The sequence below is a fragment of the Pseudomonas sp. 20P_3.2_Bac5 genome, assembly GCF_025466035.1.
GTDB lineage: Bacteria > Pseudomonadota > Gammaproteobacteria > Pseudomonadales > Pseudomonadaceae > Aquipseudomonas.
On sequence record NZ_JANLOA010000130.1, the window covers coordinates 168,076 to 187,940 of the forward strand.

The window sequence follows — 19,865 nt, forward strand, 5'->3', positions numbered from 1 at the left end:
GTCTTACAGCGGCTTGCGGAACTGGATGAAGCCCGGACGCTCGGCGACCTGCTCGTACAGGGAAATGGCCGTGGCGTTGGTTTCGTGGGTCAGCCAATGCACCTTGGCGCAACCGGCTTCGCGGGCGACATCGTAGACGTGCTCGATCAACTCGCGGCCGACGCCCTTGCCGCGCTGGCTGCCGTCAACGTAGAGGTCCTGCAGGTAACAGGAGTTTTCCACAGACCAGTTGGAGCGGTGGTAGATGAAGTTGACCATGCCCACCGCCTTGCCATCGACCCAGGCCAGTGCCGAGTTGGTGGTTTCGGCCGGGTCGAGCAGGCGCTGCCAGGTCACTTGGCTGACGTCGTCGGGCAGGCGGGTTTCATAGAAATGCAGGTATGCCTGCCACAGTGGCAGCCAGGCAGCGTGATCGGCGGCGGTAACCGGACGGATCTGAACGGTAGACATGTGGCGCGTTCCTTCAAGGTTGCTGCATCAGCGCAGCGAGTTGGTTGTCCAGTGGGTCGGGGCTGGCGGCCAGGCCGTCGCGCACGCCGTCGTGGTCGAGGGTCGAACGGTTCTGGCTAAGCTTGCGGTTGCTCTGCAGGCGCGCGATGGGCACCGCGAAACCGACGATGGCCTTGAGCATGCCTTGCAGGTAATCGGCCGGGGCGTCGTCCACCGACCAGGGACGCTCGCGGCCCTGCTCATGGCGGTCGCTCAGGCGCCGGACGATATCCAGCAGCGGTTCGGCTTCATGGTAGACGCGGGGCGTGCCCCAGGCGTGCACCGCTGTGTAGTTCCAGGTCGGGACGGTCCGCGGGTCCTCGGCCTTGCTCGGGTAGAAGCCCGGGCTGACATAGGCGTCGGCGCCGGGAAACACCACCAGCACCTCGGCCCCGCGCTCCAGTTCCTGCCATTGCCGGTTGCCCCGGGCCAGGTGCCCGTACAGCGTGCCATTGGGGCCTTCATCGGGATTCAGCAGCAGCGGCACATGGCTGGCTTGCAGGCCCTGCTCGCCCTGGGTGATCAGTACCGCCAGGCGGGTGTTCTCAATGTGCTGGAGCTGGCGTTGCAAGTCGTCATCTTTGAAAGCGCTGGGTGAGAACATGGCAAAGTTTCCTTGGCGAATGGACTCATCCTATGCAGGCTATTGGTCTAGTGTAAGAGCCATTTAAAGCTAATTTCCTGGGTCCAATAACATGGTAGAGCCTTCCGTTACCTTGCCGTTCGATCCCACCGGGATCGTTCTTGACCGCCGCCAGGGCCTTAGCCGGCAGCTTTACCAGGCACTGCGCGCACGCGTGCTCGATGGACGCCTGGGCAGCGGCGCCCGGCTACCGGCCAGCCGCGACATGGCAGCGATTCTTGGTTTGTCGCGAAACAGCGTGGTGCGCGCCTACGACCAGCTATACGCCGAGGGCTTCATTGAAAGTCGGGTGGGTGACGGAACCTATGTCAGCCACCTGCCAAAGTTGTCCACAAAAGTATCCACAAGGTTATCCCGGGGTTTATCAACAGCCTTATCCACAATTTCGCCGGAAAATACTGGTGATTCGTCCAGTAAAGTTATCCACACGGATGCGCTTTTTCGCTTGGAAAATCATCATTTGCCCACGCCGCGCAGTGGTCCGCCGCGGGCTTTCCGGGTCGGTGTGCCAGCGTTCGACCTGTTCCCGTTCGAGGTCTGGGCCAAGTTGCAGGCGGGTTTCTGGCGAAATCCCGATGCGGCCGGTCTCGGTTACGGTGATCCGGCAGGTGAACCGATGCTTCGCGAACTGATAGCCGCTTATTTGCGTCGATCGAGGGGACTTTCCTGCACGCCTGAACAAATTGTGATCACCACCGGCGCACAGCAGGCCATCAGCCTTTGTGCACAGTTGCTGTTGGAGCCTGGGGCGGGGGTCGCTGTGGAAAACCCGGGCTATCGCGCCGCCGCCTGTGCCTTCGCCCTGACCGGCGCGACGATGCACGGCGTGGCTGTGGATAACGAAGGGCTCGACTGCACTGCGCTGGCGGCGTTGAGTGATTGCCGCCTGGCCTACGTCACGCCTTCACACCAATACCCCACGGGCGTGGTGATGAGCCTGGCCCGACGCCTGGAACTGCTGGCCTGGGCCGAGCGCAACGAGCGCTGGATTGTCGAGGACGACTACGACGGCGAATACCGCTACAGCGGCGCGCCATTGGCACCGCTGGCGGCGCTCGATCGTAGCGGGCGGGTGTTGTACGTCGGCACCTTCAGCAAGGTGGCTTTTCCGGCCCTGCGTCTGGGCTATCTGGTGCTGCCGCGGCAATTGGTGGAGCCGTTTTCCCGGTGTCGGGCGTTGATGGTGCGGCATTCGGAAGTCGGCACGCAGACGGTGATGGCGCAGTTCATGGCCCAAGGGCATTTCCAGCGGCACATCCGGCGCATGCGGCGGGCGGCGCTGAGCCGGCGTAATGCCTTGCAGGCCGGTTGGCCTGTGGATATTCCGGGCGTGGGCGGGTTGCCGGAAATGGTTGCGGGGCTGCACGTCAAAGTGGATGTGGATAACTTCGAACGGGAGCAGTGGCTGGTGGAGCGGGCGCTTGAGGCGGGTGTGGAGATCAATCCGCTGAGTGACTACTGGCTACCGGAGACGCCCGCGTCTGTGGATAAGAGCGCCGGGCTGGTGTTGGGGTTTGCGGCGGTGGGGGAGGCGGGGATTGCGCAGGCGTTGGGGGTGTTGAGGAGGGTCTGGAAGGGGTGAGCGTTTTTTGGGGCGCATCGCGAGCAAGCTCGCTCCTACAGGGGGCGAGCTTGCTCGGGATAATTACACTCAGGTCCCCGCTTTGATCTTGGTCCAGGCCCGCGTCCGTGCCCGCTCCGCGTCACGGCCCAGCGGCTGCAAGGTGTACAGCTTGGTCATCGCCTCCGCCGTCGGGTACAGGTTCGGGTTGTTGCGGATCGCCGGGGCGACCAGCTCGGTGGCGTCCTTGTTCGGATTCGGGTAGCCGACAAAGTCGCTGATCGGCGCAATCACCTTCGGTTGCAGGAGGTAGTTGATGAAGGTGTGGGCATCTTCCGGGTTGGCTGCGCCTTTGGGGATGGCCAGCATGTCGAACCAGATCGGCGCGCCTTCCTTCGGCAGGCGCATGTCCACCACTACGCCGTTTTTCGCTTCGATGGCGCGGTTGGCGGCCTGGGAGAAGCTGCCGGAGTAGCCCACCGCCACGCAGATGTCGCCGTTGGCGATGTCTGCCATGTATTTGGACGAGTGGAAATAGGTGATGGATGGACGAATCTTCATCATCAATTCTTCGGCTTTCTTGTAGTCCGCCGGTTTGCTGCTGTTAGGCGGCAAGCCCAGGTATTGCAGGGCCAGCGGCATGATTTCCGACGGCGAATCGAGCAGGGCCACGCCGCACTGCTTGAGTTTGGAGAGGTTCTCTTCCTTGAAGATCAGGTCCCAACTGTCCACCGGCGCATTTTCGCCCAGTGCCGCCTTGACCTTGGCCGGGTTGAAGCCGATCAGCACGGTGCCGTACATGTAGGGCACGGCGAACTTGTTGCCCGGGTCATTGGCCTCGATCAGCTTCATCAGCGCCGGGTCCAGGTGCTGCCAGTTTGGCAGCTTGCTGCGGTCCAGCGGCTGGAACACGCCGGCCTCGATCTGCTTGGCCAGGAACACGTTGGAGGGCACCACCACGTCATAGCCGGAGTTGCCGGTCAGCAACTTGGCTTCCAGCGCCTCGTTGGTGTCGAAGATGTCGTAGATCAGCTTGACCTGGGCGTCCTTCTGGAAGTCCGTCAGGGTTTGCGGGGTGATGTAGTCGAACCAGTTGTAGACCCGCAGGGTGCGTTGTTCGGCGACAGCCTGGAGGCTGCCGGCGAGCAAAGTGGTACAGAGCAGGGGGGCGAGCAGTCGTTTTAATCGAGTCATGCTTGGGCTTCCTGTTGGGCGCGTTCGAAACCTTCGAGAACGTTCACGGCGTTGATGCCGATTTCTTCCACCGCATAGCCGCCTTCCATGACGAACAGGGTCGGCTTGCCAAGACGGGCGATGCGCTCGCCCATTTGCAGGTAATCAGGGCTGTCGAGCTTGAACTGGGAGATCGGGTCGTCCTTGAAGGTGTCCACGCCGAGGGAAATCACCAGCACGTCCGGCGCGTAGGCGTCGATGCGTTGGCAGGCCTGCTCGAGCGCGTTGTTCCAGGTGGCCCAGTCGCTGCCGGCGGGCAGAGGGTAGTTGATGTTGTAGCCCAGGCCGTCGCCTTCGCCGTGTTCGTCGGCATAACCGAGGAAGAACGGGAATTCGGCCTGCGGGTCGCCGTGGATCGAGGCGAAGAACACGTCGCTGCGGTCGTAGAAGATTTCCTGGGTGCCGTTGCCGTGGTGGTAGTCGACATCGAGGATCGCCACTTTGCCGTGGCCTTGGTCGAGGAACGCCTGGGCGGCGATGGCCGCGTTGTTCAGGTAGCAATAGCCGCCCATGACGTCGCTGGCGGCGTGGTGTCCTGGCGGACGGCAAAGAGCGAAGGCACTGTGGGCGCCGGCCTGCACCGCGGCCTGGGCGGTGAGCGCCACTTGCGCGGCGCTGTAGGCTGCTTGCCAGGTGCCGGCGGTGATCGGCGCGCCGGCGTCGAAGCTGTAGTAGCCCAGTTCGCCCAGCAGGCTGGTCGGTTTGACCCGGCGCAAGGTGCGCGCCGGCCAGGTGAATGGCAGCAGGTCGCCGTCGCGGTTCAGCTCGGCCCAGCGGGCCCAGGCCCCTTCGAAGAAGTTCAGATAGCCGGCGTCGTGCACCCGCAGCAACGGTTCACGGCCAAAATCGCGCGGGCCGCTGATGGGCCCGAGGTTACGGGTCTTGACCCGCTCCAGTACGTGGTCGGCCCGCGACGGCATTTCGAAGCAGGGCATCAGTTGCCCGTCGATCAGCTCGCAGCGGCCGTGGTGCAGGCGGTGGTCATCGGAATAGATCGTCAGCATGTTGTTGTTCTCCGGTCACTGGCGTATCGGTCCATTGTTGATGGCGGCCCGGTGAAGCAGAACGGCGCAAACGGCCAAAAGGGGATCGATATGGCCACGACGAGTGTCCGGATTTGGCCCCTGGATGGTGCACGCCTTGACGCTATGAGCTCAGGTCTTGAAATGGCTCGGGGCCACGCCGCTCCAGCGCATGAACGCGTGGCGGAAGCTGGCGGTCTCGCTGAAGCCCAGTTCCTCGGCGATCCGGTAGATCGGTATGTTCCCCTCGCCGAGCAATTGCTTGGCCCGCTCGAAGCGTAGTTCGTCCAGCAATTGTTGATAGCTGCTGCCCATTTCACTCAAGTGCCGGCGCAAGGTTCGCGATGAGCAGTTCATCTGCCGCGCCAGTCCTTCCAGGCCGGGGGCGGCGTCCAGTTGCCGGGCCAGCAGTTCACGGATGCGCCCGAGCCAGGCCTGGCGACCGGTGAATTCCAGATTCAACTGGCGGCAACGTTCGCTCATGGCCCGGTGGGTCACCTGGTCGGCCAGCGGCAGGGGATGTTCCAGCCAACGGCGGTCGAAGGCGAACGCGTTGTCGTCGGCCTCGAAGCGTAGTGGGCAGGTGAAGGGGTTGCTGTAGAGCGGATGGTAATCGGGCGTCGGGTGGGCGAAGCGTGCACCGAGCAGGGGCAGCGGCTGGCCCAGCAGGTCATCGCAGATGATTTTCAGCGAGGTCAGGCAGAACTCGGCGTTGAAGGCGGCCAGTTGCGGTTCTTCGCGGTAGCCGCTGGCGCTGAACCAGATGCGCTCGCCGTCCTCCATCAGGCGCAACTGGAAAAGTGTTCCCAGAAGCGCGGGATAACGCAGCGCCAGACGTAACGCGTCACCTAAGGTGGCACTGGAGAGCAGGGCATAGCCGAGCATGCCGTAGGACGAAATGTGCATGCGCCGGCCCAGTTCCAGGCCGATTTCCCGGCGCCGGGCCACCGCGTTGGCGCACACCAGCATCTCCTGGCGGGTGGTGATGCGCGGGTCGGCGCGCCCCAGGTCCGCCGGGCTGATGCCGCTGCCCTTGAGCAACGAATCGTCGTCCAGGCCCTGGCTCTGGAAGGCCTGGAGCACCAGGGAAACCGCGTTCAGGGTGGTCAGGTGTGAGTGCAGCATGCGGGGTGTCCGGCTATTGGGCTGATCGGTGAGCGAGCAAATTGTGTGCCTTTAGCGCAGCTCACCGGCCAGATCCACTTCCACCAGACGGCGCACTTCGTCCACCGGCAGCCCGGCACCGAGCAGCAACTGCAACTTGCCGAACGCCGCTTCGCGGGTCATGCCGCCGCCCGACAACACGCCAGCCTGGCGCAATTTGCTGCCGGCTTCGTAGATATCCAGCTCCACCCCGCCTTCATGGCACTGGCTGACCGCGACCACCACCACGCCGCTGGCGTGGGCCTCGCCGAGGGCGGCGAGAAAGTCCGGGTTATCGCCCGGCCCGGTGCCGCTGCCGAAACATTCGAGGATCACGCCGCGGGCACCCGTGTTGATCACCGCCCTCAGCACGTGCGCGGAAAAGCCCGGCACCAGCGGCAAGACGGCGACATTCGCCACTTGTTTCGGCTGGCGGTAATCCAGGGCGGCGGGCACGGCGGGCGATGAGGTCGCGGTGCTATTGCGTTTGAGGGTGACGAAGGGATGCCGGCCAAAACTGCGGACCTTGGCGGTACGGCTGGGCGCCAGCAGCTCGCCGTGAAAATAGAGCTGTACGCCGGGTGCCTGGCCGTCGGTCAGGGCTTGCAGTGCGCCGGTGAGGTTTTCCCAGGCATCGCTGTCGTCTACGCCCGCCGGCAGCATGGAGCCGGTGAACAGTACCGGTGCGTCCAGCCCGAGCAGTTGAAAGCTCATCGCCGCAGCGCTGTAGGCCAGGGTATCGGTGCCATGCAGGACCAGCACCGCATCGGAGCCAGAATCGATCGCTTCGATGATCGCCGTGCGCAGGCGCAGCCAGTACTGCGGGGTCATGTTGGCGCTGTCGATCAGCGGCGTCATTTCGCGGAAACGCCAGGGTGCGAGGCGACCCGATCCGCTCAGTTGCGCGCGCATGCGCTGCTCGAAGCCGGAGGCGGGGGTCAGGCCGTGGGCACCGGCCTGCATGCCGATGGTGCCACCGGTATACAGCACCATGATGCTGCGGGCGGGTCGTGCGGACGCCGAAGTCATGCGCCATTCTCCATGGTCGGTCTTGTTCGTGGCGGGGAACAGTACGACATCCGGTGGAGAGCTGTCAGGCGGATTGAAGGGAGGGGGCTTTCGCCAGAATAAAAAAAAGGGCCCGGGGTTTAGCCCTGGGCCCTCAAAAGGTGAGAGGTGTCTAGTCCCTCGACCTGGTGAGACGGTTTGTTGCGCGGGTTACGCCTTCAGCGGAACCAGACGCGGAGCAATCATATTTTCCGGACGCAGGATGTCGTTGAGCATCGCTTCGTCCAGCAGGCCTTCTTCGCGCACCAGTTCCAGCACGCCACGGCCACTTTCCAGGGCGATGCGGGCGATACGGGTGGCGTTTTCGTAGCCGATGTAAGGGTTCAGGGCGGTGACCAGGCCGATCGAGTGTTCGACCAGTTCACGGCAGCGCTGTTCGTTGGCGGTGATGCCGACGATGCAGTGCTCACGCAGCATGTCCATGGCGCGCTGCAGCAGGCGGATCGAGTCGAAGATCTTGTAGGCGATCAGCGGTTCCATCACGTTCAGTTGCAGTTGACCGCCTTCGGCAGCGATGGTCAGGGCCAGGTCGTTGCCCATGATGGCGAAGGCGACTTGGTTGACGGCTTCCGGGATAACCGGGTTGACCTTGCCTGGCATGATCGAGCTGCCTGGCTGGCGAGCCGGCAGGTTGATCTCGTTGATGCCGGTGCGTGGGCCGCTGGACAGCAGGCGCAGGTCGTTGCAGATCTTCGACAGCTTGACTGCGGTACGCTTGAGCATGCCGGAGAACAGGACGAAGGCGCCCATGTCCGAAGTGGCTTCGATCAGGTCGGCGGCGGGTACCAGCGGCTGGCCGCTGATGGTTGCCAGGCGCTGAACGGCCAGGGCCTGGTAGCCCGGGTCGGCGTTGATGCCGGTACCGATGGCGGTACCGCCCAGGTTCACTTCGGTCAGCACTTCTGGTGCCAGGGTGCGCAGGCGGTTCAGGTCTTCGGTCAGGGTGGTGGCGAAGGCACGGAATTCCTGACCCAGGGTCATCGGTACGGCGTCCTGCAGTTGGGTACGACCCATCTTCAGTACGTGGCTGAATTCTTGACCCTTGGCAGCGAACGCCTGGATCAGGCTGTCGAGGCTGGCCAGCAGCGCGTCGTGGCCCAGCAGCAGACCCAGGCGGATCGCGGTCGGGTAGGCGTCGTTGGTCGACTGCGCCATGTTCACGTCGTTGTTCGGGTGCAGGTATTTGTACTCGCCTTTCTGGTGGCCCATGGCCTCCAGCGCGATGTTGGCGATGACTTCGTTGGCGTTCATGTTGGTGGAAGTACCAGCACCGCCTTGAATCATGTCCACGATGAACTGCTCGTGGTAGTCGCCACGGATCAGGCGGGCGCAGGCCTCGCTGATGGCGGCATGTTTGGCATCGCTCAGATGACCCAGCTCACGGTTGGCGTCGGCTGCGGCTTGCTTGACCATGGCCAGGCCCACGACCAGCTTCGGATAGTGCGACAGCGGAACACCGGAGAGGTGGAAGTTGTTGGCAGCGCGCAGGGTCTGGATGCCGTAGTAGGCATCAGCAGGGACTTCCAGGGTACCAAGCAGGTCTTTCTCGACGCGGAACGATGCAGCAGCGGACATGATGGATATCATCTCGAATTAACCCGGCACATGCCGGAATGGCGCTAATCGTAGGAGCGGAAGCTGTTTTGCGGCCAATGCTGTTGCACGCTAACCTATGCACAAACGGCATAACGTCTGATGTGACGTTCTTCCTGGTTCGAGCGTGTGCCATTTTGGTGCGCGGTTTGGAGAGTTTTGATGAACGTTGAAAGCAAGTGGCTGGAAGACTTCAGTGCCCTGGCCGCCACCCGCAGTTTTTCCCAGGCCGCTGAGCGCCGCTTTGTCACGCAGCCGGCGTTCAGCCGCCGTATTCGCAGCCTGGAGGCGGCGCTGGGTCTGACGTTGGTCAACCGCTCGCGCACGCCGATCGAGCTGACGGCTGCCGGGCAGTTGTTTCTCGTCACCGCCCGCACTGTTGTGGACCAGTTGAGCGAAGTTCTCCGCCATTTGCACCACCTTGAAGGCGGGCAGGGCGAGGTGATCCAGGTGTCTGCGGCGCATTCCCTGGCGCTCGGATTTTTCCCGCGCTGGATCGCCCAGTTGCGCAATGACGGGCTGAACATTGCGACCCGCCTGGTGGCCACCAACGTCGGCGATGCTGTCCATGCCCTGCGCGAGGGCGGTTGTGACCTGATGCTGGCGTTCTACGACCCCGACGCGGCCTTGCAGATGGATGCGGAAATTTTCCCTTCGCTGCACTTGGGCAACACCGAGATGCTGCCGGTGTGTGCGGCGGGCCCGGACGGCAAGCCGCTGTTCGATCTCGAAGGCGAGGCCAGCGTGCCGCTGCTGGCGTACAGCGCCGGGGCGTTTCTCGGCCGCTCGGTGAACCTGCTGTTGCGCCAGCGCAACCTGCGCTTTACCACCATCTATGAAACCGCGATGGCCGACAGCCTCAAGGGCATGGCGCTGGAAGGCCTGGGCATCGCCTGGGTGCCGAGCCTGTCGGCGCGGGCGGAGCTGGAGCGTGGCGAACTGGTGATCTGTGGCGGGCCCCAGTGGCATGTGCCACTGGAGATACGTCTTTATCGCTGCGCGCTGGTGCGCAAGGCCAATGTGCGGCTGCTCTGGCGCAAGCTTGAGTCCGGCACGCAAGAGCAGCCTTGAACCGTCATCAGCGCAGCCGTTTCAGGTAATTGGCGATGTTCTCCCGGTTCTCATCGGAGTAGCGATAACAGTTCGAGCGAAGGCCAAATCGGTTGGGGAACATATAGGTTTCGCAGAACCAGCCATTGAAGCTGACATAGGACTGCTCGTGGGTGGCGCTCAGCGTATGGCCCAGTTCATGCCCCACCGTGGCGTAGGTGCCCAGCGAGGCAATCGCGGAATGGCCCGTCTGGTAGGCCATGCCAAAAATGCTGTCGTTGCCATGGCGTTCCAGTTCATTGCGGGTCAGCAGCAGGTACTTGTTGTCGGTGACGTCTTCCGGGCTGGGCTGTTGGCGCCGCCAGACCGAGGCAGCGTCGGCCCATTCCGACAGCGTGGCGGAGGCGTCCAGCCCTTGGTACGTGATGTCGGTCAGGCCGGGAATACGCCGCGTGAAGCGCAGGGCGACCGGGAGGCGAGCGATCAGGCGTATCTCGTCCATCCAGGCCTCGAAGTAGTCTTTTTGTAGCTGTTCGTCTGAAAGTTCAGACAGCTCATCGTGGGGAAAGACCCAGATCGTCAGCGTTGGGGTGGCTTCGGCACTGGCGAGCGGCGCGTTGAGCGTCAGGGTGATTGCCAGTGGCAGGGCGGGAAACAGCGAGTTGTGCATGAGGTCATCCGTGACGTTGATGTGCGGTGACCCACCGTACCGCCAGCCTCCGGGGCCAGAGCATCTGGAAGCCCAGCAGCGGGGCAATGGCCGGACATCGCGACAGGGCTGGGCGCTTTGCTCCTCATTGCGCTATAATCCCGCGCCTTCGACCAGTCGGTCGATTCAGAATCCGTATGACGAGCCACGCCGGTCTTCCCGCGTGGCTCGTTGCTTTTGGTGCGTCGGAAGACGCTTACAGGAGAGGCTCGACGATGAGTGCACTGGTTGGCGTGATCATGGGCTCCAAGTCCGATTGGTCCACCCTTAGCCACACCGCCGATATGCTGGAAAAACTCGGCATTCCCTACGAAGTGAAGGTGGTTTCCGCCCACCGCACTCCGGACCTGCTGTTCCAGTACGCTGAAGAGGCCGAAGGCCGTGGCATCGAGGTGATCATCGCCGGAGCGGGTGGCGCTGCCCACTTGCCAGGCATGTGCGCCGCCAAGACTCACCTGCCCGTGCTGGGCGTACCGGTGCAGTCGTCGATGCTGTCCGGTGTCGATTCGCTGCTGTCGATCGTTCAGATGCCCGCCGGCATTCCGGTGGCGACCCTGGCAATCGGCAAGGCTGGCGCGATCAACGCAGCACTGCTCTCGGCGAGCATCCTGGGGGCCAAGCACCCGCAGTTCCACGCCGTGCTCAAGCAGTTCCGCGCAGAACAGACAGACAGCGTTCTGGACAACCCAGATCCACGCCAGGCCTGAGGTCACACGCATGAAAATCGGTGTAATCGGTGGCGGCCAGCTCGGCCGCATGCTGGCTCTGGCGGGCACTCCGCTGGGCATGAACTTCGCCTTCCTCGACCCGGCGCCAGACGCCTGCGCCGCGCCACTGGGCGAGCACCTGCGTGCCGACTACGGCGACCAGGATCATCTGCGCCAACTGGCCGATGAAGTCGATCTGGTGACCTTCGAGTTCGAAAGCGTTCCGGCCGAGACCGTGGCGTTCCTGTCGCAATTCGTGCCGGTCTACCCGAGCGCCGAAGCCCTGCGCATCGCTCGCGACCGCTGGTTCGAGAAGAGCATGTTCAAGGACCTGGGCATCCCGACCCCGGCCTTCGCCGATATCCAGTCGCAAGCCGACCTGGAAAACGCCGTGGCCAGCATCGGTCTGCCAGCCGTATTGAAAACCCGCACCCTGGGTTACGACGGCAAGGGCCAGAAAGTGCTGCGCACGCCAGCCGACGTGATCGGCACGTTCGCCGAGCTGGGCAGCGTGCCGTGCCTGCTGGAAGGTTTCGTACCGTTCACCGGTGAAGTTTCGCTGGTCGCCGTGCGTGCACGGGATGGCGAAACCCGCTTCTACCCGCTGGTCCACAACACCCACGAAAGCGGCATCCTGCGCCTGTCGGTGGCCAGCAGCGATCACCCGCTGCAGTCCCTGGCCGAAGACTATGCGAGCCGCGTGCTTGAGCAGCTCGATTACGTCGGCGTTCTGGCCTTCGAATTCTTTGAAGTCGATGGCGGCCTGAAAGCCAACGAAATCGCGCCGCGGGTCCACAACTCCGGGCACTGGACCATCGAAGGCGCCGAGTGCAGCCAGTTCGAGAACCACTTGCGTGCCGTTGCCGGCCTGCCGCTGGGCCCGACCGGCAAGGTCGGCGAAAGCGCCATGCTCAACTTCATCGGCGAAGTGCCGTCTGTGGATAAAGTGGTTGCCATTGACGACTGCCACCTGCACCACTACGGCAAGGCGTTCAAGGTCGGACGCAAGGTCGGCCACGCCACCCTGCGCTGCGCCGACATGGCCACCCTGGAGCAGAAGATCCAGCAGGTCGAAGCGCTGATCGCGGGTTGAACTGAACCTCTCCGTTCGGCACCCCTCTGATGGCAGGACGCCAAAGCGCTGACTAGGCTTTGGCAGTGCACTCACATCAGAGGGAATGCCATGGGAATCATCGGAACCATCTTCATCGGCCTCATCGTTGGCTTGCTGGCGCGCTTTCTCAAGCCCGGCGACGACAGCATGGGCTGGATCATGACCATCCTCCTCGGTATCGCCGGCTCGTTGGCCGCGACCTACGGTGGCCAGGCGCTGGGGATTTACCAGGCAGGCCAGGCGGCCGGTTTCCTGGGGGCACTGGTGGGCGCGATCATTCTTCTGGTGATCTACGGATTCATCAAAAAAAGCTGATGGCGGGATAGAATGCTCGGCAACTTCTCCGACGGTTGCCGAGCATTTTTCATGCGTGCGTTATTCCTCATTCCGCTGCTGCTGTGCAGCACTCTCGCCCGGGCCGAACTGCCTGAAACCGATTGGCTGGAACTGATGCCGAAGTCGGATCAGAAAGCGCTGGAAGAGATGCCAGAAATCGACCACGACTCACCTGAAGCTCAAGGCACCTTCACCGATAAAGGTGGCTTGAAGCAGAGCAAGGGCCTGCCCGCGGTGATGTACTCGACGAAGACCGTCGCGGCGATGAACGGCAAGTCGATCCGTATTGGCGGTTACCCGGTGCCGCTGGAGTCCGATGCCAAGGGCAACAGCACGCTGTTCTTCCTCGTCCCCTATCCGGGCGCCTGCATCCATGTCCCGCCGCCGCCACCGAATCAATTGGTGCTGGTGCGCTATCCCAAGGGCGTGAAGCTGGACGACATCTACACCCCGCTGTGGGTCAGCGGCACCTTGAAAGTCGAAAAGGTCAACAATGACCTGGCCGACGCCGCCTACGCCATGGACGCCGGAAAGGTACGCGTGGTGGAGGACGCGGACCTGTAAGACACGGGTCCGCGGGTTGTCAGAGAGTTTCGCTGGCGATGCTCAGACCCAGGGTATGGCTGGCGCCGGGTGCCAGTTCCACCAGATCGTCCCAGACGTTCGCGGTCTCGATGCAGAGCATGCGCTGCCAGCCGTCGTCGGCCATGTCCGCGAGCTGCGCGGCGCGCTCGGTCCACGGGTTCCAGATCACCGCCGAGCGCGAGCCGGAGCAGCTCAGGCGGATACGCCGGTTCCACGCCGGATCGACGATGCTCAGAAGGGAAGGGGTGTTGAGGTAGATACGGTCTGTCTCGCCGCTGAAGGTCAGGTCCGCAGGTTGGCTGCGTTGCTCCCAGTCGGCCAGGGTCTCGATGTAGCTCAGACCATTCACACCTTCCACCCGGACCGAACGCACATCGCTGACGGCGAAATAACTGTGCAGCGCCTGGCTGAGGGTGACGTGGTCGTTGCCCAGGTTGGTGCTGGTAAGGTTCAGCGTCAGTTGCTCATCCATCACGATGGACAGGGTGAGTTCGACCTGATGGGGCCAGCCGGGCAGGTCGCCCTGGCTTTCCGGCAGGGTGAACGCCAGTTGCACGCTGTCGCCGCTGCTGTCGATGCCAAGCAATTGCCAGTCGCGCCCGCGTGCCAGGCCGTGGGCCGGCGCATCGCTGCCGTTGAACTGGTTGCGGACCGCTTCGGGATTGCGCTGCAGGTTGCCGAACCACGGCCAGCACACCGGCACGCCAGCGCGCACCGACTTGCCGCGCGTGAACAGGGCCTGATCGCTGAGCCAGAGCAGAGGCGGTTCGCCCAGACGCTGATAACTCAGCACCTGCGCGCCCTGCTGGGCCACCAGCAGCTCGGCGCTGTCGCTGGTGATGCGCCAGCAATTGAGTTCGCCGTGTTGTTCCGATTCGACCTTGGGTGTGGACATGCGCTGATCTCGTTGAGGTGCCGTAAGGTCTTTGACCTTTCACAGATCGACGAGTTTACCGCGCACCCGGGTCAGCGACGAGGTGGGACCGAACGGGTGCGGCCGCTGCCGTCGATGGCGACGAACACGAAGACCGCCTCGGTGACCTTGCGCCATTCGCTGGACAGCGGATCATCGCTCCACACTTCGACCATCATCTGGATCGAGCTGCGGCCGATTTCCAGGGTCTGGGTATAGAAGGACAATTGCGCACCAACGGCAACCGGCACCAGGAATGCCATGCGGTCGATGGCGACGGTAGCGACGCGACCGCCGGCGACGCGGCTGGCCATGGCCGTGCCGGCGAGGTCCATCTGGGCTACCAGCCAGCCGCCGAAAATATCGCCGAAACCGTTGGTTTCCCGCGGGAGTGCGGTGATCTGCAAGGCCAGGTCGCCTTGCGGGATGGGATCTTCTTGTTCGAGTTCAATCATGCCGGGGGTGCCTCTGACCCGTGTCGCTTCGTTGGTTGACGCAGTATCGGATGCCGCGAAAAACGATTCAGCAGACTCATACCACGCTGCTTACGCTTCGAAGGGCGGCGAAGGGAAACTCTGCGAAACCGACCAAGCATACTTGGCAGCGTTTTCGCACAATATCCCACCTTGGGCGCAACCTGTTTCTACGAGGGGCCAGTATATAGAGCCTCGCAAGCACCGACGACCATGCGGTCACCATTATCTGCGGGGAATATGTAGATCTGTGTCGCTTTCGGACAATTTGTTATCGTGCTGAGTTCATTTCAGGCCTGTTACAACCGTGCTATCAGGTCTGAACCGCCAATAAGAGAAGCCTCAATGACCTCCGTGCCCTCCAGTATCGAGCAGCCCGCCCGGCCGCTGACCCGCAGTGACTACAAGACCCTGTCGCTTTCCGCCCTGGGCGGTGCGCTGGAATTCTACGACTTCATCATCTTCGTGTTCTTCGCCACGGTGGTCGGCAAGTTGTTCTTCCCACCGGACATGCCCGAATGGCTGCGCCTGATGCAGACCTTCGGCATCTTCGCCGCGGGCTATCTGGCGCGGCCGCTGGGCGGCATCGTCATGGCCCACTTCGGCGACCTGCTCGGGCGCAAGAAGATGTTCACCCTGAGCATCTTCCTGATGGCGGTGCCGACCCTGATCATGGGCCTGCTGCCAACCTACGCGCAGATCGGCATGGCGGCGCCCATTCTGCTGTTGCTGATGCGGGTGATTCAGGGCGCGGCGATTGGTGGTGAAGTCCCCGGCGCCTGGGTGTTCGTCTCCGAGCATGTGCCGGCGCGCAATACCGGTTTCGCCTGCGGCACCCTGACGGCCGGCCTGACGGCGGGCATCCTGCTTGGCTCGCTGGTCGCCACGCTCATCAACACCGTCTACACCCCGACGGAAGTGGCCGATTACGCTTGGCGGATCCCGTTCCTGCTCGGCGGCGTGTTCGGCCTGTTCTCGGTGTACCTGCGCCGTTGGCTGCACGAAACCCCGGTGTTCGCCGAACTTCAGCAGCGCAAGGCGCTGGCCGAGGAAGTGCCGCTGCGCGCGGTGCTGCGTGACCACCGCGGAGCCATCGTGCTGTCGATGCTGCTGACCTGGCTGCTGTCGGCCGGCATCATCGTCGTGATTCTTATGACCCCAACCATCCTGCAGACCGTCTACGGCTTCACCCCGACCGTGGCCTTGCAGGCCAACAGCCTGGCGATCGTCTTCCTGACCCTCGGCTGTATCGGCGCCGGCAAGCTGGTCGACCGTTTCGGCGCGGGCCGCATCTTCGTCGCGGGGAGCCTGGCCTTGTTGATCACCTCGTGGACCTTCTACCACACCCTCGCCGACCACAAAGACCTGCTGTTCCCGATGTACGCCCTGACCGGCTTGTGCGTAGGCATCGTCGGTGCGGTGCCGTTCGTAATGGTCCGCGCCTTCCCGCCGGTGGTGCGCTTCAGCGGCCTATCGTTTTCCTACAACGTCGCCTACGCCATCTTCGGCGGCCTGACCCCGATGGCCGTGACCGCGCTGCTCAAGTTCAGCCCCATGGCCCCGGCGCTGTATGTCGCCGGTATCTGCACCATTGGTCTGCTGGTCGGGCTTTATTTGTTGGCAACCAAGCGCTGAACCCCCTCTAGCTCGCCCTTCGCAACATTCTGAAAAGGCCATCACCCGATTGGGGTGATGGCCTTTCATCTAATTGTCACAATCGATTCATAGAGTAGTCACACGGCCTGCAGATACTTGGGCCCGATCCATCTCACCCCCGAATTCCTGCTAGGAGCAAGGCATGAAACTGAAGCGTTTGATGGCGGCCCTGACCTTTGTCGCCGCTGGCGTTGCCACCGCCAATGCGGTTGCCGCTGTTGACCCAGCTATTCCGACCTACACCAAGACCACCGGTGTGTCGGGCAACCTCTCCAGCGTTGGTTCCGATACCCTCGCCAACCTGATGACGCTGTGGGCCGAGGCGTACAAGAAGGAATATCCGAACGTAAACATTCAGATTCAGGCCGCCGGCTCCTCCACCGCGCCACCCGCGCTGACCGAAGGCACCGCTAACCTGGGCCCGATGAGCCGCAAGATGAAGGACGTCGAGCTGCAGGCTTTCGAGCAGAAGTACGGCTACAAGCCGACCGCTATCCCGGTCGCCGTTGACGCCCTGGCTGTGTTCGTCCACAAGGACAACCCGATCAAAGGCCTGACCATGGCTCAGGTTGACGCGATCTTCTCGTCGACCCGTCTGTGCGGCGGCAAAGCCGACGTCAAAACCTGGGGCGACCTGGGCGTGACCGGTGACCTAGCCAACAAGCCAGTTCAGCTGTTCGGCCGTAACTCGGTATCCGGCACCTACGGCTACTTCAAGGAAGAAGCCCTGTGCAAAGGCGACTTCAAGCCGAACGTCAACGAACAACCAGGCTCCGCTTCGGTCGTTCAGTCGATCAGCTCCTCGCTGAACGGCATCGGTTACTCGGGTATCGGCTACAAGACCGCTAGCGTCAAGACCGTCGCCCTGGCCAAGAAAGAAGGCGGCGAGTTCGTTGAAGACAACGAAGCCAATGCCCTGAACGGCACCTACCCGCTGTCCCGCTTCCTGTACGTCTACGTCAACAAGGCCCCGAACAAGCCTCTGGCCCCGCTGGAAGCCGAGTTCGTGAAGCTGGTTCTGTCCCAGGCAGGCCAGCAGGTCGTGGTGAAAGACGGCTACATCCCGCTGCCAGCCAAAGTGGCTGAGAAAGCCTTGGCTGACCTCGGTCTGAGCCAGACCGCGGGCGTCGCGAAGAACTGAGTGTGACTCAGGCAGGGTTCGGAGGATGCCGAGCCCTGCCGCAAATTGTCAGTCCGCTGCCAGGACCTCTGCGCGGCGGGCTTTTTTGCGTCACTGCACTGTAATGTTTTTGTCATACGGGACCGCTAGGGTGTGCGCATGAATGATCTGGCCAACTCCACCATGACCCAAAATTCTCCCCCCGTGCGGATTGATTTCAATACGCCCGAGTTGCAACGCAAACGTCGCCTGCGCGCCTTCAAGGATCGCCTCACCCGCTGGTATGTCCTGGTGGGCGGGCTTGCCGTGCTGGCGGCAATCACCCTGATTTTCTTCTATCTGGCCTACGTGGTCGTGCCGCTGTTCCAGGGTGCGACGCTGACCAGCAAGAAAGCGCTGGAGCCGACCTGGCTGCAACAGGACGCCGGCAAACCGCTGATGATCGCCCTGGAAGAGCAGAACCTGGTGGGGATGCGTGTCTCCGACAAGGGCCAGGCGCTGTTCTTCGACACCAAGACCGGTGCCGAGCTCAAACGCGTCGACCTGCCACTGCCGGCAGGCGTGCAGGTGACCTCGATCGGTTCCGACCAGCCGGGCAGCCCGCTGATCGTGCTGGGCCTGTCCAATGGTCAGGTGATGGTCTTCAGCCACAGCTACAAGATCACCTACCCGGACAACAAGAAAACCATCACCCCTGCCGTCGACTTCCCGTATGGCCAGGAGCCTGTCGCGCTGGACGACCAGGGCCGTGCCGTTGAACACGTGAGCCTGAACCACAACGGCGACACGCTGTTGCTGGCCGGTTCCGCAGGCGCTCACCTGCAGGTGCTGTCGCTCAGCCGTACAGAAAACATGATGACGGGCGAAGTCACCAGCGAGCAGAGCCGTATCGAGCTGCCGCAGATGACCGAGCCGGTGAAGGCGATCTTCATCGATCCACGCCAGCAGTGGCTCTACGTCATTAATGGTCGCGCTCAGGCCGACGTGTTCAGCCTGCGTGAGAAGAGCCTCAACGGTCGCTACAAGCTGCTTGAAGACGGTAATGCCGAAATCACCGCCAGCACCCAGTTGGTCGGTGGTATCTCGCTGATTCTCGGAGACTCCAAAGGCGGTCTGAGCCAGTGGTTCATGGCGCGCGATCCAGACGGCGAGCAGCGTTTCAAACGCATCCGCGACTTCAAGATGGACAACGCGCCGATCGTGCAGATCGACGCCGAAGAGCGCCGCAAGGGCTTCATCGCCCTGGACGCCAACGGCAAGCTGGGTGTGTTCCACAGCACCGCGCACCGCACCCTGCTGGTCGAGCCGGCCGCTGAAGGCGCTGGCGTGCTGGCACTGTCGCCGCGGGCCAACCGCGTGATCATCGAAGAAGGTGGCAAGCTGCTGCCGCTGACCTTGAAGAACCCGCACCCGGAAGTTTCCTGGAGCGCGCTGTGGAGCAAGGTCTGGTACGAGAACTACGACGAGCCGAAGTATGTCTGGCAGTCGACCGCCTCGAACACCGACTTCGAACCCAAGCTGAGCCTCTCGCCGCTGACCTTCGGTACGCTCAAGGCCGCGTTCTACGCGATGATCCTGGCTGCACCGCTGGCCATCGCCGCAGCGATCTACACCGCCTACTTCATGGCACCGGGCATGCGCCGCAAGGTCAAGCCGGTGATCGAGTTGATGGAGGCGATGCCGACGGTGATTCTCGGCTTCTTCGCGGGTCTGTTCCTCGCGCCGTACCTTGAAGGCCACTTGCCGGGCGTGTTCAGTCTGCTGATGCTGCTGCCGCTGGGTATCCTGGTCGCCGGCTTCTCCTGGAGCCGCCTGCCCGAGTCGATCCGCCTGCGAGTACCGGACGGTTGGGAAGCTGCCATCCTGATCCCGGTAATCCTCTTCACCGGCTGGTTCGCCCTGTACATGAGTCCGTTCCTGGAGACCTGGTTCTTCGGCGGTGACATGCGCCTGTGGATCACCAACGACCTGGGCATCACCTACGACCAGCGCAACGCCCTGGTAGTGGGTATCGCCATGGGCTTCGCGGTTATCCCGAACATCTACTCGATCGCCGAGGACGCCGTATTCAGCGTGCCGCGCAGCCTGACCCTGGGTTCGCTGGCGCTGGGCGCCACGCCGTGGCAGACCCTGACCCGCGTAGTCATCCTGACCGCCAGCCCGGGTATCTTCTCGGCACTGATGATCGGTATGGGTCGTGCGGTAGGCGAAACCATGATCGTGCTGATGGCCACCGGCAACACCCCGGTCATGGAGCTGAACCTGTTCGAAGGTATGCGCACCCTGGCAGCCAACGTCGCCGTGGAAATGCCCGAATCGGAAGTCGGCGGCAGCCACTACCGCGTCCTGTTCCTTGCCGCGCTGGTGCTGCTGATGTTCACGTTCGTGATGAACACCTTGGCCGAGCTGATTCGCCAGCGTCTGCGCAAGAAATACTCGTCGCTTTGATA

The 19,865-nt window shown here is 62.9% G+C and carries 19 protein-coding genes; 9 read left to right on the top strand and 10 right to left on the bottom strand.

The window, feature by feature from the left end:
* Window positions 1-3: 3 nt before the first annotated feature.
* Together NTD88_RS25585 and NTD88_RS25590 are read right to left on the bottom strand one after the other, a co-directional pair.
* Complete coding sequence (locus NTD88_RS25585) at window positions 4-450, bottom strand: GNAT family N-acetyltransferase (protein ID WP_262156505.1); 447 nt, start codon at window positions 448-450, stop codon at window positions 4-6.
* A 13-nt stretch (window positions 451-463) separates the two neighbouring features.
* Window positions 464-1,093, bottom strand: coding sequence for an FMN-binding negative transcriptional regulator (locus NTD88_RS25590; RefSeq protein ID WP_095158909.1), 630 nt, complete (start codon window positions 1,091-1,093; stop codon window positions 464-466).
* A gap of 91 nt (window positions 1,094-1,184) precedes the next feature.
* Here NTD88_RS25590 and NTD88_RS25595 point away from each other — a divergent pair, with 91 nt between their 5' ends.
* A complete protein-coding gene (locus NTD88_RS25595; RefSeq protein ID WP_262156506.1) occupies window positions 1,185-2,714 on the top strand; it encodes a PLP-dependent aminotransferase family protein in 1,530 nt (509 codons plus the stop codon).
* Window positions 2,715-2,783: 69 nt separating this feature from the next.
* On the opposite strand, the gene NTD88_RS25600 is transcribed toward NTD88_RS25595, so the two are convergent.
* The 5 genes from NTD88_RS25600 to aspA form a co-directional block, all read right to left on the bottom strand.
* On the bottom strand, window positions 2,784-3,887 hold the full coding sequence (locus NTD88_RS25600; protein ID WP_262130720.1) for a polyamine ABC transporter substrate-binding protein: 1,104 nt from the start codon (window positions 3,885-3,887) through the stop codon (window positions 2,784-2,786).
* Window positions 3,884-4,930, bottom strand: a complete 1,047-nt coding sequence (locus tag NTD88_RS25605) for a histone deacetylase family protein (RefSeq protein ID WP_262156507.1) — start codon at window positions 4,928-4,930, stop codon at window positions 3,884-3,886. The genes NTD88_RS25600 and NTD88_RS25605 overlap by 4 nt, the downstream gene beginning before the upstream one ends.
* Before the next feature lie 150 nt (window positions 4,931-5,080).
* Window positions 5,081-6,073, bottom strand: coding sequence for an AraC family transcriptional regulator (locus NTD88_RS25610; protein WP_262156508.1), 993 nt, complete (start codon window positions 6,071-6,073; stop codon window positions 5,081-5,083).
* 51 nt (window positions 6,074-6,124) lie between these two features.
* A complete protein-coding gene (locus NTD88_RS25615; protein WP_095158914.1) occupies window positions 6,125-7,120 on the bottom strand; it encodes an asparaginase in 996 nt (331 codons plus the stop codon).
* Window positions 7,121-7,309: 189 nt separating this feature from the next.
* Entirely contained in the window at window positions 7,310-8,734 is a 1,425-nt protein-coding gene (gene aspA / locus NTD88_RS25620; RefSeq protein ID WP_095158915.1) for an aspartate ammonia-lyase, read from the bottom strand.
* A 180-nt stretch (window positions 8,735-8,914) separates the two neighbouring features.
* Between aspA and NTD88_RS25625 the strand changes: the two genes are divergently transcribed.
* A complete protein-coding gene (locus tag NTD88_RS25625) occupies window positions 8,915-9,823 on the top strand; it encodes a LysR substrate-binding domain-containing protein (protein WP_110969808.1) in 909 nt (302 codons plus the stop codon).
* A 7-nt stretch (window positions 9,824-9,830) separates the two neighbouring features.
* Here the strand turns inward: NTD88_RS25625 and NTD88_RS25630 are convergent, their stop codons facing one another.
* Window positions 9,831-10,472 (bottom strand): hypothetical protein, encoded by a 642-nt coding sequence (locus NTD88_RS25630; protein ID WP_262156509.1) that lies wholly within the window; start codon window positions 10,470-10,472, stop codon window positions 9,831-9,833.
* A 254-nt stretch (window positions 10,473-10,726) separates the two neighbouring features.
* On the opposite strand from NTD88_RS25630, the gene purE reads away from it, so the two are divergent.
* The 4 genes from purE (at window position 10,727) to NTD88_RS25650 (ending at window position 13,232) form a co-directional block, all read left to right on the top strand.
* Window positions 10,727-11,218, top strand: coding sequence for a 5-(carboxyamino)imidazole ribonucleotide mutase (gene purE, locus NTD88_RS25635; RefSeq protein ID WP_065758113.1), 492 nt, complete (start codon window positions 10,727-10,729; stop codon window positions 11,216-11,218).
* A 10-nt stretch (window positions 11,219-11,228) separates the two neighbouring features.
* Window positions 11,229-12,311 carry a 5-(carboxyamino)imidazole ribonucleotide synthase gene (locus NTD88_RS25640; RefSeq protein WP_095158918.1) on the top strand — a complete coding sequence of 361 codons (1,083 nt, stop codon included), beginning with the start codon at window positions 11,229-11,231 and terminating at the stop codon, window positions 12,309-12,311.
* Between the two features lie 90 nt (window positions 12,312-12,401).
* Window positions 12,402-12,647 carry a GlsB/YeaQ/YmgE family stress response membrane protein gene (locus NTD88_RS25645; RefSeq protein WP_095158919.1) on the top strand — a complete coding sequence of 82 codons (246 nt, stop codon included), beginning with the start codon at window positions 12,402-12,404 and terminating at the stop codon, window positions 12,645-12,647.
* Window positions 12,648-12,698: 51 nt separating this feature from the next.
* Entirely contained in the window at window positions 12,699-13,232 is a 534-nt protein-coding gene (locus NTD88_RS25650; RefSeq protein WP_256587854.1) for a DUF3299 domain-containing protein, read from the top strand.
* 19 nt (window positions 13,233-13,251) lie between these two features.
* Here the strand turns inward: NTD88_RS25650 and NTD88_RS25655 are convergent, their stop codons facing one another.
* Window positions 13,252-14,148 (bottom strand): D-hexose-6-phosphate mutarotase, encoded by an 897-nt coding sequence (locus NTD88_RS25655; RefSeq protein WP_262156510.1) that lies wholly within the window; start codon window positions 14,146-14,148, stop codon window positions 13,252-13,254.
* A gap of 71 nt (window positions 14,149-14,219) precedes the next feature.
* Window positions 14,220-14,621, bottom strand: a complete 402-nt coding sequence (locus NTD88_RS25660) for an acyl-CoA thioesterase (RefSeq protein WP_009402429.1) — start codon at window positions 14,619-14,621, stop codon at window positions 14,220-14,222.
* 363 nt (window positions 14,622-14,984) lie between these two features.
* Here NTD88_RS25660 and NTD88_RS25665 point away from each other — a divergent pair, with 363 nt between their 5' ends.
* The 3 genes from NTD88_RS25665 to NTD88_RS25675 all read left to right on the top strand — a co-directional run bounded on the left by NTD88_RS25665 (window position 14,985) and on the right by NTD88_RS25675 (window position 19,863).
* Window positions 14,985-16,274, top strand: a complete 1,290-nt coding sequence (locus NTD88_RS25665) for an MFS transporter (RefSeq protein WP_095158922.1) — start codon at window positions 14,985-14,987, stop codon at window positions 16,272-16,274.
* A gap of 163 nt (window positions 16,275-16,437) precedes the next feature.
* The gene (locus NTD88_RS25670; protein WP_095158923.1) at window positions 16,438-17,436 is read left to right on the top strand and encodes a phosphate ABC transporter substrate-binding protein PstS; all 999 of its coding nucleotides are present in this window, start codon (window positions 16,438-16,440) and stop codon (window positions 17,434-17,436) included.
* 138 nt (window positions 17,437-17,574) lie between these two features.
* Window positions 17,575-19,863 carry an ABC transporter permease subunit gene (locus tag NTD88_RS25675; protein WP_095158924.1) on the top strand — a complete coding sequence of 763 codons (2,289 nt, stop codon included), beginning with the start codon at window positions 17,575-17,577 and terminating at the stop codon, window positions 19,861-19,863.
* Window positions 19,864-19,865: the final 2 nt, after the last annotated feature.

Coding starts and splice junctions, on each gene's coding strand:
- NTD88_RS25655 (WP_262156510.1), bottom strand. CDS start 14,148: ATGTCCACACCCAAGGTCGAATCGGAACAACACGGCGAACTCAATTGC.
- NTD88_RS25630 (WP_262156509.1), bottom strand. CDS start 10,472: ATGCACAACTCGCTGTTTCCCGCCCTGCCACTGGCAATCACCCTGACG.
- NTD88_RS25675 (WP_095158924.1), top strand. CDS start 17,575: ATGAATGATCTGGCCAACTCCACCATGACCCAAAATTCTCCCCCCGTG.
- NTD88_RS25595 (WP_262156506.1), top strand. CDS start 1,185: ATGGTAGAGCCTTCCGTTACCTTGCCGTTCGATCCCACCGGGATCGTT.
- NTD88_RS25590 (WP_095158909.1), bottom strand. CDS start 1,093: ATGTTCTCACCCAGCGCTTTCAAAGATGACGACTTGCAACGCCAGCTC.
- NTD88_RS25600 (WP_262130720.1), bottom strand. CDS start 3,887: ATGACTCGATTAAAACGACTGCTCGCCCCCCTGCTCTGTACCACTTTG.
- NTD88_RS25605 (WP_262156507.1), bottom strand. CDS start 4,930: ATGCTGACGATCTATTCCGATGACCACCGCCTGCACCACGGCCGCTGC.
- purE (WP_065758113.1), top strand. CDS start 10,727: ATGAGTGCACTGGTTGGCGTGATCATGGGCTCCAAGTCCGATTGGTCC.
- NTD88_RS25640 (WP_095158918.1), top strand. CDS start 11,229: ATGAAAATCGGTGTAATCGGTGGCGGCCAGCTCGGCCGCATGCTGGCT.
- NTD88_RS25625 (WP_110969808.1), top strand. CDS start 8,915: ATGAACGTTGAAAGCAAGTGGCTGGAAGACTTCAGTGCCCTGGCCGCC.
- NTD88_RS25670 (WP_095158923.1), top strand. CDS start 16,438: ATGAAACTGAAGCGTTTGATGGCGGCCCTGACCTTTGTCGCCGCTGGC.
- NTD88_RS25660 (WP_009402429.1), bottom strand. CDS start 14,621: ATGATTGAACTCGAACAAGAAGATCCCATCCCGCAAGGCGACCTGGCC.
- NTD88_RS25585 (WP_262156505.1), bottom strand. CDS start 450: ATGTCTACCGTTCAGATCCGTCCGGTTACCGCCGCCGATCACGCTGCC.
- aspA (WP_095158915.1), bottom strand. CDS start 8,734: ATGTCCGCTGCTGCATCGTTCCGCGTCGAGAAAGACCTGCTTGGTACC.
- NTD88_RS25645 (WP_095158919.1), top strand. CDS start 12,402: ATGGGAATCATCGGAACCATCTTCATCGGCCTCATCGTTGGCTTGCTG.
- NTD88_RS25610 (WP_262156508.1), bottom strand. CDS start 6,073: ATGCTGCACTCACACCTGACCACCCTGAACGCGGTTTCCCTGGTGCTC.
- NTD88_RS25650 (WP_256587854.1), top strand. CDS start 12,699: ATGCGTGCGTTATTCCTCATTCCGCTGCTGCTGTGCAGCACTCTCGCC.
- NTD88_RS25615 (WP_095158914.1), bottom strand. CDS start 7,120: ATGACTTCGGCGTCCGCACGACCCGCCCGCAGCATCATGGTGCTGTAT.
- NTD88_RS25665 (WP_095158922.1), top strand. CDS start 14,985: ATGACCTCCGTGCCCTCCAGTATCGAGCAGCCCGCCCGGCCGCTGACC.